Annotated in this window: 15 protein-coding genes; all 15 read right to left on the reverse strand. The window is 50.9% G+C overall.

The features are described from left to right. Window positions 1–10: 10 nt before the first annotated feature. A complete protein-coding gene (eutJ, locus tag FGS84_RS19895) occupies window positions 11–835 on the reverse strand; it encodes an ethanolamine utilization protein EutJ (RefSeq protein WP_138310142.1) in 825 nt (274 codons plus the stop codon). A gap of 25 nt (window positions 836–860) precedes the next feature. After that, the gene (locus FGS84_RS19900; RefSeq protein WP_347563859.1) at window positions 861–1496 is read right to left on the reverse strand and encodes a phosphate propanoyltransferase; all 636 of its coding nucleotides are present in this window, start codon (window positions 1494–1496) and stop codon (window positions 861–863) included. Between the two features lie 65 nt (window positions 1497–1561). Further along, complete coding sequence (gene pduA, locus FGS84_RS19905; protein WP_002568818.1) at window positions 1562–1840, reverse strand: propanediol utilization microcompartment protein PduA; 279 nt, start codon at window positions 1838–1840, stop codon at window positions 1562–1564. Window positions 1841–1885: 45 nt separating this feature from the next. Next, entirely contained in the window at window positions 1886–3070 is a 1185-nt protein-coding gene (metK, locus tag FGS84_RS19910) for a methionine adenosyltransferase (protein WP_138310144.1), read from the reverse strand. A gap of 27 nt (window positions 3071–3097) precedes the next feature. Then, entirely contained in the window at window positions 3098–4420 is a 1323-nt protein-coding gene (locus FGS84_RS19915) for an aldehyde dehydrogenase (protein ID WP_279232824.1), read from the reverse strand. 27 nt (window positions 4421–4447) lie between these two features. Beyond that, a complete protein-coding gene (locus FGS84_RS19920) occupies window positions 4448–4777 on the reverse strand; it encodes a EutN/CcmL family microcompartment protein (protein WP_347563858.1) in 330 nt (109 codons plus the stop codon). Continuing rightward, entirely contained in the window at window positions 4778–5392 is a 615-nt protein-coding gene (locus FGS84_RS19925; RefSeq protein ID WP_138310147.1) for a BMC domain-containing protein, read from the reverse strand. It lies immediately after the preceding gene. Between the two features lie 21 nt (window positions 5393–5413). After that, window positions 5414–6235 carry a hypothetical protein gene (locus tag FGS84_RS19930; RefSeq protein WP_243130026.1) on the reverse strand — a complete coding sequence of 274 codons (822 nt, stop codon included), beginning with the start codon at window positions 6233–6235 and terminating at the stop codon, window positions 5414–5416. 115 nt (window positions 6236–6350) lie between these two features. Continuing rightward, window positions 6351–6629 carry a propanediol utilization microcompartment protein PduA gene (pduA, locus tag FGS84_RS19935; protein WP_002583259.1) on the reverse strand — a complete coding sequence of 93 codons (279 nt, stop codon included), beginning with the start codon at window positions 6627–6629 and terminating at the stop codon, window positions 6351–6353. 44 nt (window positions 6630–6673) lie between these two features. Beyond that, on the reverse strand, window positions 6674–7465 hold the full coding sequence (gene pduB / locus FGS84_RS19940) for a propanediol utilization microcompartment protein PduB (protein ID WP_138310149.1): 792 nt from the start codon (window positions 7463–7465) through the stop codon (window positions 6674–6676). Between the two features lie 27 nt (window positions 7466–7492). Beyond that, window positions 7493–8410 carry a glycyl-radical enzyme activating protein gene (locus FGS84_RS19945; protein ID WP_138310150.1) on the reverse strand — a complete coding sequence of 306 codons (918 nt, stop codon included), beginning with the start codon at window positions 8408–8410 and terminating at the stop codon, window positions 7493–7495. A gap of 37 nt (window positions 8411–8447) precedes the next feature. After that, window positions 8448–11015 carry a glycyl radical protein gene (locus FGS84_RS19950; RefSeq protein WP_138310151.1) on the reverse strand — a complete coding sequence of 856 codons (2568 nt, stop codon included), beginning with the start codon at window positions 11013–11015 and terminating at the stop codon, window positions 8448–8450. 183 nt (window positions 11016–11198) lie between these two features. After that, window positions 11199–11771, reverse strand: a complete 573-nt coding sequence (locus FGS84_RS19955) for a DJ-1/PfpI family protein (protein WP_138310152.1) — start codon at window positions 11769–11771, stop codon at window positions 11199–11201. Further along, complete coding sequence (gene eutP / locus FGS84_RS19960; protein WP_138310153.1) at window positions 11743–12234, reverse strand: EutP/PduV family microcompartment system protein; 492 nt, start codon at window positions 12232–12234, stop codon at window positions 11743–11745. Before eutP ends, FGS84_RS19955 begins: the two co-directional genes overlap by 29 nt. A 26-nt stretch (window positions 12235–12260) precedes the next feature. Beyond that, entirely contained in the window at window positions 12261–12641 is a 381-nt protein-coding gene (locus FGS84_RS19965; protein ID WP_138310154.1) for a BMC domain-containing protein, read from the reverse strand. Between the last annotated feature and the right edge of the window lie 73 nt (window positions 12642–12714).

Raw genomic sequence — 12714 nt, forward strand, 5'->3', positions numbered from 1 at the left:
CTTCTTTCATTTATGCGGGGTCAGCAGAGGCATTCCATGCAATCCCCAGAGGGGTAACAAGGAGCGCATCGTTGGTCTTGACCGTTGTTATACCCAATGCCTTCTCAAATGCCTTCTCAAACTCGTCAAAACAACTGGCTCCGCCTACCACATAGACACAGTCCACCTCATACCCGGAAAGGAATCCTTTGACGATTGAGGCCATTTTTTCAACCACCGGCTTTATAATCGGAAAGACATCCCGTTCCCTGTCCTTATCTGTTTTCAGCTTTTCAGCTTCCTCAATTGAGATACCGTAATAGCCTGCAAGAACCAGGGTCATATGGGTTCCGCCGGTCGGCTCATCCGCTGTAAAGATTACCTTTCCGTCTTTCAGTATGCTGATTCCGGTGGTTCCTCCTCCCACATCCACCACGGCCCCGTCCCTGATTCCCAGAACCGAGGCAGCTGCTGTGGGTTCATCTATCACATGAATCACTTCGAATCCGGCGCCTTCCACCACATTGGAAATGCACCGTACGTTTCCCTCTATGATTCCGGGGGGGATTGCTGCGGCCGCTGTTTCCAGAGGCACTCCAAGCAATTCCTCCAGCTGTGCCTTCAGGCGGCGCACGGTCTGCATTGCGCCCACAAAGTCCACTACTATGCCGTCTTTTACTACTTTGGAGACAGCAGTGGCGCCTGCAACGGGATGATTATTCTCATCCGTAACAGCGATTACTATGTTGGCGGTTCCCAAATCCACACCTGTCTTCAGGGGCCCTGAAAAGGGATTGCATTTGTTCTCCCTTATCAGCTCCGCAAATTCAGACAGCACTTCTTTGGTCATGAGCATATAACCCCTCTTTTCTAAATTTTATTCATCGCCGGATAATTACATAATCATTGTTCTTAAGCGCACATGCATTGGCTTCATCCACATCCACATGCATCTCCAGTTCAAACTGTTCCGACACCCGGATTAATACATCTCCAAACACTCCGTGCCTTTCACCAAATGTTTCCACCTCTACGATATCCTTATCCCATACTCCCATGGCTTCTGCCTGCTGCGGAGTCATATGGATATGGCGGAGCGCTATAATGGCTCCCTGGGGCAGTTTGACCGTTCCCTTTGGACCTGCCATTTCCAGTCCGGGCGTTCCTGTCAAATCCCCTGATTCCCTGATGGGGGCTTTGATGCCCAGACGGAAGCTGTCTGTTTTGGATATCTCTATCTGGCTCTGCTTCCTGACCGGCCCCAGTATGCGCACCCGTTCAAACTCACCCTTTGGTCCGCGGATGGTCACAGTCTCATTGCAGGCATATTGCCCGGGCTGCTTTAAATCGCTTTTTTTGGTGAGCTGATATCCTTTTCCAAACAAGGTTTCCAAGTCTTCCGAGGTCACATGAACGTGCCGGTTGGAAACTCCCACAGGGATTTTAAATGCATCATATTTTTTTACTTTTTCCATTACCCGTTCAGTAATCAGTTTCAGCAGTTCTTCGTTTACCATCATGTTCAACCCCTTCCGGAAGTTTGTATACCGGCTCCCGGAGCCGGTATACACTTACTGGCATATTATAATGATTTCGGTAAGATTTTCTCTACATCCGTGTGTGGTCTTGGGATTACATGCTGGGATACAACCTGGCCTACGTTTGCTGCCGCTGCCGCTCCTGCGTCAACAGAAGCCTTTACTGCGCCCACATCCCCGCGGACCATGACAGTTACCAGTCCGGAACCAATCTTCTCATAACCAATGAGAGCCACATTTGCTGCCTTTGTCATTGCGTCTGCCGCCTCAATTGCCCCTACCAGACCCTTTGTCTCAACCATTCCCAATGCTTCATTCGACATATTATTTTCCTCCTGAATGTTATATTTTATTTAAAATATGAAATGCTAAAAAGCCAACTGTTTCAGCAGCCAGGCCTTGTCGGTTTCTTCCCATCTGAAACCCTGGTCATCCCTGCCGAAATGCCCGTATGCTGCTGTCTTTAAAAACTGGGGTGTCCGAAGATTCAGCTCCTCTATGTAGTCAGCCACCCCAAATGAAAATACGGATTTGACCAGCTCCTCAATGTGGCTGTCCGGAATCAGGCCGGTTCCAAAGGTATTGATGGTAATGGCCTCCGGTTCAATGCCTCCGATTACATAGGCCAGCGCAACCTCGCACCGGTCCGCCAGCTCCGCTGCCACAATATTCTTAGCCACATAGCGGGCCATGTAAGCAGCAGAACGGTCTACTTTTGTGGGGTCCTTTCCTGAGAAAGCGCCGCCCCCGTGTTTGCCAATGGTGCCGTAGGTGTCAACCATGATTTTTCTTCCCGTGACGCCCGTATCCCCGGCAGGTCCTCCGATGACAAAACGGCCTGTGGGATTCACATGTATTCTTGTCTCCGGCCTAATCCACCGGGAATCAATGACCGGCTCAATGACGGTGCAGCGTATGAATGCCTCCAGCAGCTCACGGGATACCGCTTCGCTGTGCTGCGTGGATACAACAATGCTGTGAATGCACACCGGTTTCCCCGCCTCGTCGTACTTCATGGTAATCTGGGTTTTGCCGTCAGGATATAGAAAATCCGTTTTCAGCACCTTCCTCACATAGGCCAGACGTTGGGCCAGGCGGTTAGCCAGGTGGCAGGACAGCGGCATCAGGCTTTCCGTCTCATTGACAGCATAGCCATACATAATTCCCTGGTCCCCTCCGCCCAGAACCTCTTTCCCGGTTTCGCTGCTTCTGGTGACTCCCATGGAAATATCCGGCGACTGGTTGTGGATATTGGTCAGTATCATACATGTATCGGCGTCAAACCCTTTTCCATGTTCCGTGTAGCCAATGTTTCTGATAATCTCCCTGGCCTTTGCCGCCACATCCACACGGCCCTTTGATGTGACTTCCCCTGCCAGCATCAGCGTATTGGCAGATGCCATGGCCTCAACTGCAACCCTGGATTTGGAATCCTGTTCCAGATATGCATCCAGTATGCCGTCTGCAATCTGGTCACAAACCTTATCCGGATGGCCTTCGGTTACAGATTCCGAAGTCACATAATAAAATCTGTCATCCCGTCCTTCCATCATTTCATCAACCTGCTTTCCTAATTACAATCAGCGAATCGAAAATCCACTTGTCAACGTGCATCTTCTTCTGCGGGCAAAATGCCTTGCCGTGGTAGTTCCCTCTCCTGTGGTGGTTGCGATTGTAAAGCTGGTATGACCTTCTTTATCAAAGCCGATTCCCATAAAGGAAGGACCGTTTTTAACAAATACGGAAGTCTGCAATTCCTTGGCGGCCCGGTTCAGGTGCTCAATGGACTCCGAATGAATGGTTGCCGTATGTTTATATCCCTGCTCCACTTCCAAAGCAATCTCCAGGGCCTCATCAAAATCAGCCGCCTTTACCAACGGCACAAGAGGCATCATAAGTTCTGTGGTGACAAAGGGATGCATACGCCCTGTCTCTGCCACAATCAGCTTTATGTTCCCGCTGCAGGAAATACCGGCATATTCAAGAATCTCATTGGCGCTCCGGCCTTCCAGTTTCTTATTAATCACAAAATCCCCGGTGACTGCAGCATCCAGAAGCTTCCGGATTTCCGTCTCATTCCTGACATAGTACACACCGTTTTTCAGAAGCTCATATATAAAACGGTCCGACACCTTATCCTCCACTACCATACACTTTTCCGATGTACACATCAGATTATTGTCAAACGCAGCTCCCCGCACAATATCCCTTGCCGCCTTCTCCAGATTGGCCGTTGCATCCACAATTGTCACTGGATTGGCCGGACCGGCCCCAATTACCTTTTTGCCGGACGTCATGGCCTGGCGAAGGGAACCGCTGCCCCCGGTGCATACAACCAGGTCAACATCCGGATGGCTCATGACCTCTGTGGTAAATCCCATAAGGCTTTCGTGAAGGGTGACTACCAGATTGTCGATACCGCTGATATCGCGGATAGTATTGCTGATAATCGTGGTCAGGAACTGTGAAACCTTAACTGCTCTCGGATGTGGGCAATGGATGATTGCATTCCCTGCAGCCAGCATACCGATGGTGTTGCTGATAAGCGTTGCACAGGGATTGGTGCATGGCTGTACCGCGCATACAATACCAAACGAGGACAGCTCATAGAGCGTCATTCCATGGTCACCTGTATTGACTTCCGTAATCAGGTCCTCCACGCCGGGCGTTTTCTCAATGGCAAGCTTTATTTTCTGCGCCTTGTCAAGGACAATTCCCATGCCGGTTTCCGCAACTGTCATGGCGGCAAGCTCATTTGCAATAGGACGAAGTGCTTTTTTCACTCCTTCCAGTATTTCCTGGCGTTCATTCAGGGTCAGCTTTGTATATCTGCCATAGGCTCCCTTTGCAGCAGCAGCTGCATCGGTCACGCTGGAATAAATACTGCTTTTCATGTCATTCATTACCTCCTTTCCTTTAAAATGATTACACTATATATCCATTGTATCTACAATTCCGATAATTGCCATATCAATGACAGCCTCCCGTTTGGACTGGTCCACACGTACAGAAGAGCCCGAACCAATCAGGACGGTTTCACCAATTCCGGCTCCCACATAATCCACAGCCACTTCCTCTGAATCAATGAAATTACCGTGTCCATCAATCCGTCTGATAATCATCAGTTTGTAGCCCACCAGGGAGTTATCCTTTCTGGTTGCCACCACTGTTCCTATTATCTTAGCTAATCTCATGTCATTCACATTCCTTTCACGGAGAATCCGGCTGTCCCCTGCCATTACCGGTATTCCTGATTTCAACTAACTCTTTTTTTGCCTTTCAGTGCCTGTGCCCTTGGCCGCTGAACCGCGCCTGGAAGCCTTCTTTGGTTTTTCCGGAAGTGCTGCCGGTTCCGGCCCGGCCGGCTCAGTTTCAGCTGTCTCAGCTTCGGATTGAACCCCGGTTTCTGCTTCCGTTACTGGCATGGCTTCGGTTCCTGCTTCCGGCTCCGCCACTGGATCGGCCTCGGCCGCGGTTTCCGGTTCCGCCACTTTCTTGGCTTTGGCTCCGTTTTCTGTTTCCGCCGCTGGCTCGCTTTCGGCCCCGTTTTCCGTCTCCTCCTGCGCTTCTTTCTTCGGAGGGGAAGGCGGTACTGGCGGCTCAGGGCAGCAGAACGCATGCTCCACATAATCAGACGGCCTTGGAATGACCTTCCATGAAACCAGCTTATTGTTAGCTGCTCCTATCTGCTTTCCTGCATTGACGGCTGCATTGACAGCTCCCACGTCCCCGGCAATCTTAATGGTCATATAGCCAAGACCTTTTGTGTTTTCAATCTCCAGAATGCGGATATTGGCTGCTTTGGCCATGGTATCGGCTGCCACCACTGCTGTGGACAGTCCGCTGATTTCAACTAATCCCAACGCCTGTTTCATCCTGTCACCTCACTCTCCTGTTTATCTGAATACTATCTTTAAAAATTTCGCCCTGTCTTTTGCCAGGTCTGTGACGATATCTCCGGGCTGAAGATATATGACGCCCTCAGACGCAAGCTGCTCCACATTGGACGATGCTATCACTCTTTTTTTCTTCGGCTCTGCCATACATGTACCGGCTTCCCTCAGGCTCTTTTCTGCCCCGCCGCCCGTTACCCGGCCTGCTGCCCGGCCGGGTATTGTCCGGCTGCCGGCTGCCTGGCCGGCTGCTGTCCGGTCCGGTTCTCCAGGAGGAATTTCATCGGGCTCTCTGCCTGAAAACTCCTCTGCGCTGCAGATTTCGATTCCAAACTCCAGAGTCTGCCTGCAATACTCCATGATACGGTTCCGGTAGGCTGGCTTTTCCTTTCCGGAAAACCTTGCCAGGCCGGAACGAAGCAATACGACCCGGCCGCCTTGTTCCATGCATTCCGCTATCCATGATGTCTCATATGTATCGCTGATGCACAATGCTGTTTTCACCAGAACATCCCTGGGAACCACCGGCAGAAGAGTCACCGCCCGGTCCAAATCAGCCGGCTTTTCACCGGAACGGTACCGGATACTGCCGCAGACAGAAGACTGGCGGAGTCTGGCCTCATATCCCATATCCTTCCAGGAAGACGGAATGACAGGCACCACATCATAGGCGCCGCATTCTTCCATTTCCTTCAAAAAGTCCATATATTGTTCGCTCCACGGGGATACGCACAGCATATACAGTTTTTGTCCGGGATGGTTGGTGCATTCCGCCCTTTTTTCCGCCTCCAGGTCCCTTAAGACACGCAGCATCAGTTCTTTCAACTGTTCCTCGCTGATATTCAATTCCTTCACCTCGTTTCAGGGAATGCCCCTATCCAACGGATAGGGGCATTCCCCGCTGCAACCGCTGACAGATAACTGCTTCTATCTGCTGCCTTTATTCAAGATGCGGAAGAATCTTTTCAACATCTGTATGAGGACGAGGAATAACGTGGGTGGATACAACCTCTCCAACTGCTGCTGCAGAAGCTGCGCCGGCATCGGTAGCTGCCTTAACCGCACCAACATCACCTCTTACCATAACGGTAACAAGTCCGGAACCGATTTTTTCATATCCTACCAGGGAAACATTGGCAGCCTTAACCATTGCGTCCGCTGCTTCAATTGCACCCACTAATCCTTTTGTTTCGACCATACCTAATGCATCTGCATTCATATTAGAACCTCCTTAATTGATTCACATTCTCCAGACCGGACTTACTAGATGTATGGAGTTGTTGTAGACTTCGGTTCAGCGCCCAATGCACCCAGCATCTTCTTGCCTGCTTCGATGGAAGCTTTCACTGCCTGGCGTACGGCTCCGGAATCACCGGTAAATGTAAGGATAACCTCGTTGGAATAGCTGGTGCCGCTGGTGGGTGAGCAGTATCCTACCACCTCCACATTGGCTGCCTTCACCGCAATATCAGCCAGAACCGTACCGATTGCAGCCGGCCCAGCGCACGTCATGCCGAATGCCCTTCCAACCGGCGCGCCCAACGCCTTCTCAAGACAGTAGCTGGCTCTTGCGGTATACTGGAACTCCAGATGGCCTGCATCGTTCCCATATACGTCGCCGAAATATTTGGGAAGAACCTGAAGGGCAATCTCAACTGCTCTTCTTGCATCTGATACATCATCCGCACCAATATAAATCAGGCTGCCGTGTCCGGCTCCGCCCTTTGTATCCCTTGGAAGCTCCACGGAAATAATCTCAGTGTTGGTTGCCTTTACAGCCTCGTCAACCGCCCAAATCTGAGGACCGGCTCCAACCCTGCCGCCTACAATGCCGATGGAACGGTATTTGCCTAATTTCATCACATCCACCAGCATGGGGTCCACACTGGCAATCACCAGCCCGATTGTATCTCCGATTGCGGTTCCTACGAACTCGGTCAATCCGATATTGGTGCTGCATTCTTCCTTTGGCGCCTCTGCCTTACACTCCTCCTGCCTGATGCCAAGCTCGTCGGAAACCTGCTTCATTACTTTCTCAATTAACTGTTGGTCCATTCTTCTTCCTCCATTCTAAAATCGTGTCTAACCGCCAATGATGCATTGAAAACCATAACTCTCCACCACTGCCCTGCATTCCTCCAAATCTTCCGGGGTCAGCGGCTTAACCTGCTTCAGCGCATAATCCTGGCCTAACAATCCATACTTATTCTCGCCAAAGGAATGATACGGCAGCAGATGTATGGTCCGTATGCCCACCAGGTTTCTTGCAAATTCTGAGATTGCCCTTATGTCCTCCACCGAATAATTAAATCCCGGAATCACAGGAACACGGATGACAGTATTGCTTATCTTACAGATTTCAGGGGCATTTTTAATGACCCGTTCATTGGTAACGCCTGTAAACTTTTTATGCTGCCCGCTGTCCATGTGCTTGATATCCAAAAGCACCGTGTCCACATAAGGAATCACCTTTTCAATGGCTTCCCTGCTTCCCACACCCGTGGTCTCAATGGCAGTATGCCATCCCTGCCCCTTACAGGCCTGCAGAAGTTCAGAAGCAAATTCATACTGCACCAGCGGTTCCCCGCCGGATAAAGTGATGCCTCCGCCGGAACGCCTGTAGGTCGTGGCATCCTTCTTCAGTTCCCGGATTACCTGTTGGATTGACATTGTCTTTCCCTTGAGCACCAGAGCGCCTGCCGGACATGCATTGGCACATTCGCCGCATCCGCTGCACAGCTCCCTGCTGACCCAATTTTTATGTTCCGGGCTGATTGCCCCCCTCTTGCAGGCCGTCATGCAACGGCCGCAATGGAGGCAGTCATCTGCTTTATACATAATAACTGGCTTGATACTTTGGGATTCAGGATTACTGCACCACTTGCAGGAGAGAGGACAGCCCTTTAAAAACACGATTGTCCGGATACCCGGCCCGTCATGCAGGGAAAACCTTTGTATGTCGAACACGGTTCCTGTTAAATTATAATTGATTGAATCCATGCCGAACTCCCTTCACTGTATTTATGCTGAAACCTCACTATAAGGTCTGCTCTGTACGGCTGATGATATCATCCTGAACTTCTTTTGCCAGAACCGTAAACTGCGCGCTGTATCCTGCGACGCGGACAACCAGGTCCTTGTAATCCTCAGGACGCTCCTGGGCTGCAAGCAGCGTGGCTCTGTCAATAACGTTAAACTGCACATGCATTCCTTTGTGGTCAAAGTAGGAACGCACAATGGATGCGAAACGCTTCAGGCCCTCGTCTCCTGCAAGTGCGGATGGAAGGAACTTCTGGTTGTACAAGGTTCCGTTGGAATAGTTTGAATGGTCCAGTTTTGCCACGGACATGGCTGCTGCTGTCGGTCCGTTGGTATCCTTGCCCTGTCTTGGGGATACGCCGTCAGCCAGAGGAGACTTGGCAAGCCTGCCGTCCGGAAGGGCGCCTACGTCCTTGCCGAATAATACGTTGGCAGATACAGGATAGCATCCTGCCTGGAACTGTCCGCCGCGCGGATTCTTATATTTCTCTACCTCGTAGGAATAAATCTGTCCGCAGCGCCTTGCAATCATATCCACTTCGTCGTCATCGTTGCCAAACCATGGCGTATTCTCCATCAGTCTCTTAATGTGGGCGTAATCCGCATTTACACAGGCAGCTTCTGCCTTGGCAGGCTCTGCTGCTGACGGCCAGCGGCATGCCTGTGCCGGGGCGGACAGCTGTGCCTGAAGGTCTGCCAGGTTGATGGAGCCGTTATTGCTCAGGATTCGCTTCACTGCTTCATAAATCCTTGCCTCGTCCGTGCCCGGGTCAGCTGCTGCCGGGGCGGAGGCATTGCACGCATAGCCGAAGTTATTGGCCAGGGCTTCCTTTAACTGGGCCATGGTCACTTCCTTGCTCTCAAATACATGCTTCTTGATAGCGCACAGGGAATCGCCGGAATCAGCTACGCCGAATGCCTGCGGCCCTGTAAAGTTATAGATTGCTCCGCCTTCCTGAACGCTCTTTCCTCTTCCGATACAGTCGTCAACCAGTGCTGACAGGAATGGAAGGGGTGCTCTCTCCGCATGGGCGAAGTCAACACAGTTGTCAGCCTCAGCCAGATGATACACAAAGTATTCCATCTGTTTTTTGTAAGCTGCAAATATGTCTTCCAGGCTGCTAAAGGAAGTGATGTCGCCTGTCTGCGGCCCTAACTGCTTGTCGCCCACCTTGCCGTTATTCAGGGTGATTTCCAGAACCTTGGCAATGTTAAAGAATGCGGCATCATGCCATCCCTCTGTCTTATGCGGGCACTGCGGCTCCACGCAGCCGATGATGCAGTAGCTTCTGGCGTCTGCCAGGGATACGCCCCGGTTGCACAGCGCGGGAATGATAACCTCGTCGTTATACATGGCCGGTACGCCCAGACCCAGGCGGGTCACTTCGCAGGCCCTGTAAAGGAATTCATCCGGTGTATTCTGGTGAACACGGATGGAGAAGGACGGGGCCGGCAGCGCCACATGGGCAACTGCTTCCATACACATATAAGATACGTCGTTGGTTGCATCCAGTCCGTCCTCGGTCTGTCCGCCTACAATCAGGTTCTGGAATACCGCGTATCCTGCAAAGGCCTGTGCGGAAACCTCGTCGCGCGTCTTGTTCACATCATTTAACTTAACCCAGATACAGTCCACCAGTTCCTGCGCGAATTCCCTGGAAATGTTCTTATCCGCCGCCAGATGGGGATACATATACTGGTCAAAACGTCCTGGTGAAATGGAATGTCCGTTGGCCTCAATCTGAAGAAGAATCTGTACAAACCAGAATGCCTGGCATGCCTCGTAGAAATTGGTGGCTCCTCTTTCAGGCACCCGGTCGCAGTTGGCTGCAATCTGAAGCAGCTCTGCCTTTCTTGCGGGTTCCGGGCAGGCGGCCGCCATTTCCCTTGCCTTTGCAGCATAGCGGTGGGCAAAATTGATTGCTGCTGTATATGTAATCACCAGAGCCTCATAGAAGTTTTTCTTCTTAATATATTCCGGGTCGCTGGTATCCAGCTTATCCATTGCCTCAATTACCTGTTTGATGATTCCTGTAAAACCGATTTCCAGAACCTTGCCGTAGTCCACGCACACATGACCTACGCCGCCGTAGAAGTAGTTGCCCACTGTAAATACGCCGTTGGCAATACAGTCCTTTGTCTCCTGGGACATGTAGGAGTCAGCCAGGGCGCTGGTGGTCTTTCCTTCCCAGTATTTAAACGCCTCATGCAGCTCTGCCGCCGTATCTTTTGGTATCTGGAAGGGGTCAGCCATTCTGGTGCCCATTGTCTCAAATTCCTTCTCAACCCAGTCATAAGAAAATTCAGGACAAATCTCTGTTGAACGCAGATTCTTTGTGATTGCGCCTACCACCAGCTCATCATCATGGATGGTGATGGGAAGATTGTTGAAAATCTTCTCAGCAGCCTTGGCACGACGCATAATAGGAGACAGCCCCTCTGTCTCTTTGTAGGACTCTGTTACGAGAACCGCCCTCTCAGACTCAACGTATGGAGTTGCGTCGACAATGGCTCTCTTAAGACGTTTCACTCTCTCGGTTGGTTCTGTAAACCCCTTTGCTATCATACAAATATCCTCCTTTATTTTGTTTTCGATTTATGGTTTCCGGTTTCCAAGAATGTCCCGGCTCATTTCCCGGGGCGTCCCTCCTCCCCATAATATCCTATGGAGCCGGAAAACAGGACATATTATTAAAACGTAAAAAAAGTAAAATCCAGACTTTTGATGATTAAAGACCAGCCATTTTCACTACAGTGCCGTGACGCCCAGCAGCTTCAGAAACCCTTTCAGAATTTCCACATTGCCCGGCCAGGCAGGGGAAGTTACCAGATTATCACAAACCACCGCCTCGTACGGCTCCTTTTCCATGAAAATGCCTCCTGCTGCCAGCACCTCGGGACGCACAGCCGGATAAGCCGTAACCTGCTTTCCTTTGAGCACCCTTGCCGCAGTCAGAATCTGCACCCCATGGCAGATAGCTGCAACCGGTTTTTGCAAATCCATGAAATAATGCACCATATCCAGAACCCTTGGATTCAGCCGGAGATACTCCGGCGCCCTTCCGCCTGTGAGGAACAATCCGTCATACTGCTCCAGCTTCAGGTACTGGAAAGAAGCATTGAGCACAAAGTTATGTCCCGGCTTTTCAGAATAGGTCTGGTCACCTTCAAAGTCATGGATGGCTGTCCTTATGGTATCGCCCGCAGCCTTATCCGGGCAGACCACATCCACCTCCACCCCGGTTACCAGCAGTGCCTGGTACGGGACCATTACCTCATAATCCTCCGTGTAGTCACCTGCCAGCATCAACACTCGTTTCATCTGTTTCCTCCTCTCTCTCCCACGGCATCACATCGCCCTCTTCCCTCAGGTAATTCAGAATATCCCCCACCCCTTCGCCGGTCACGGAGCTGACATAAAATATCTTTTTGCAGCCCGTAAGCTCCAGCCACATGGCGGCCAGGTCCGGCCTGGCATCGGGCTGGTCTATCTGGGTCACGATTCCTATGACCTCCCTGGTTGCCATGGACACAATATTCGGGCTGTATAATGAATAATCCTCAATGGCGCTCATCAGCAGTCCCACGATATCCGCCTCATAGGAGTACAGAATCAGCGCCCTTGCCAGGGTTTTGTTTTCCGCGTACTCCCCCGGCGTATCAATAATCACATCATAGTTATTAATGTACTGGGTCTTATGGTATGTTATCTTCCTGCCCTTCATGGCCTGCGTCAGCGTTGTCTTGCCGGCGCCGCTGCGCCCCACCAGCATAATTTTTTTCATTGCCCCTCCCTGCTTCTGGTATGGAATCAGGCCTTTGTTATTTTGCATACGGTAAAACCCAGCTCCGAGGACGTATACTCCAGAATACGCTCAAAGGCAATATTGACATCGGAAATGGTTCCCGTGATAATGAGCGTGCCGCTGAACCGGTCAATGAAACCAATCTGTATGGCCGAAGCCTTAATGGCCAGGTCCGCGGTTATGATTGCTGTCTCGCTTGGTGTAAGTGTCAGCACTCCGATGGCCGACCGGTGATAATCAACCTTTGGATCCAGTCCCAATTTTCTGTAAATAATCTCATCCGGGCTGGCTATTATATGAGCCATGGTAATCTGTTTGCCCGGCACTGATTCCTGTATAATCCGCATCAGGCCTTCCTGACCGGCCTTCCAGTCCTTTATTTCCATTCATTTCATCGCCTTTCCAACTTTATTTTTATATTGTAACATTACACAAAGGCTTTCCCTTAGTAATAGACAA

The organism is Clostridium sp. 1001271st1 H5 (assembly GCF_005845215.1).
Taxonomy (GTDB): Bacteria; Bacillota; Clostridia; order Lachnospirales; family Lachnospiraceae; genus Enterocloster.

Excerpts from the sequence above, each read along its gene's own strand:
- eutJ (WP_138310142.1), bottom strand. The coding sequence starts at position 835 with ATGCTCATGACCAAAGAAGTGCTGTCTGAATTTGCGGAGCTGATAAGG.
- FGS84_RS19900 (WP_347563859.1), bottom strand. The coding sequence starts at position 1,496 with ATGGTAAACGAAGAACTGCTGAAACTGATTACTGAACGGGTAATGGAA.
- pduA (WP_002568818.1), bottom strand. The coding sequence starts at position 1,840 with ATGTCGAATGAAGCATTGGGAATGGTTGAGACAAAGGGTCTGGTAGGG.
- metK (WP_138310144.1), bottom strand. The coding sequence starts at position 3,070 with ATGATGGAAGGACGGGATGACAGATTTTATTATGTGACTTCGGAATCT.
- FGS84_RS19915 (WP_279232824.1), bottom strand. The coding sequence starts at position 4,420 with ATGAATGACATGAAAAGCAGTATTTATTCCAGCGTGACCGATGCAGCT.
- FGS84_RS19925 (WP_138310147.1), bottom strand. The coding sequence starts at position 5,392 with ATGAAACAGGCGTTGGGATTAGTTGAAATCAGCGGACTGTCCACAGCA.
- pduA (WP_002583259.1), bottom strand. The coding sequence starts at position 6,629 with ATGAATGCAGATGCATTAGGTATGGTCGAAACAAAAGGATTAGTGGGT.
- pduB (WP_138310149.1), bottom strand. The coding sequence starts at position 7,465 with ATGGACCAACAGTTAATTGAGAAAGTAATGAAGCAGGTTTCCGACGAG.
- FGS84_RS19945 (WP_138310150.1), bottom strand. The coding sequence starts at position 8,410 with ATGGATTCAATCAATTATAATTTAACAGGAACCGTGTTCGACATACAA.
- FGS84_RS19950 (WP_138310151.1), bottom strand. The coding sequence starts at position 11,015 with ATGATAGCAAAGGGGTTTACAGAACCAACCGAGAGAGTGAAACGTCTT.
- FGS84_RS19955 (WP_138310152.1), bottom strand. The coding sequence starts at position 11,771 with ATGAAACGAGTGTTGATGCTGGCAGGTGACTACACGGAGGATTATGAG.
- eutP (WP_138310153.1), bottom strand. The coding sequence starts at position 12,234 with ATGAAAAAAATTATGCTGGTGGGGCGCAGCGGCGCCGGCAAGACAACG.
- FGS84_RS19965 (WP_138310154.1), bottom strand. The coding sequence starts at position 12,641 with ATGGAAATAAAGGACTGGAAGGCCGGTCAGGAAGGCCTGATGCGGATT.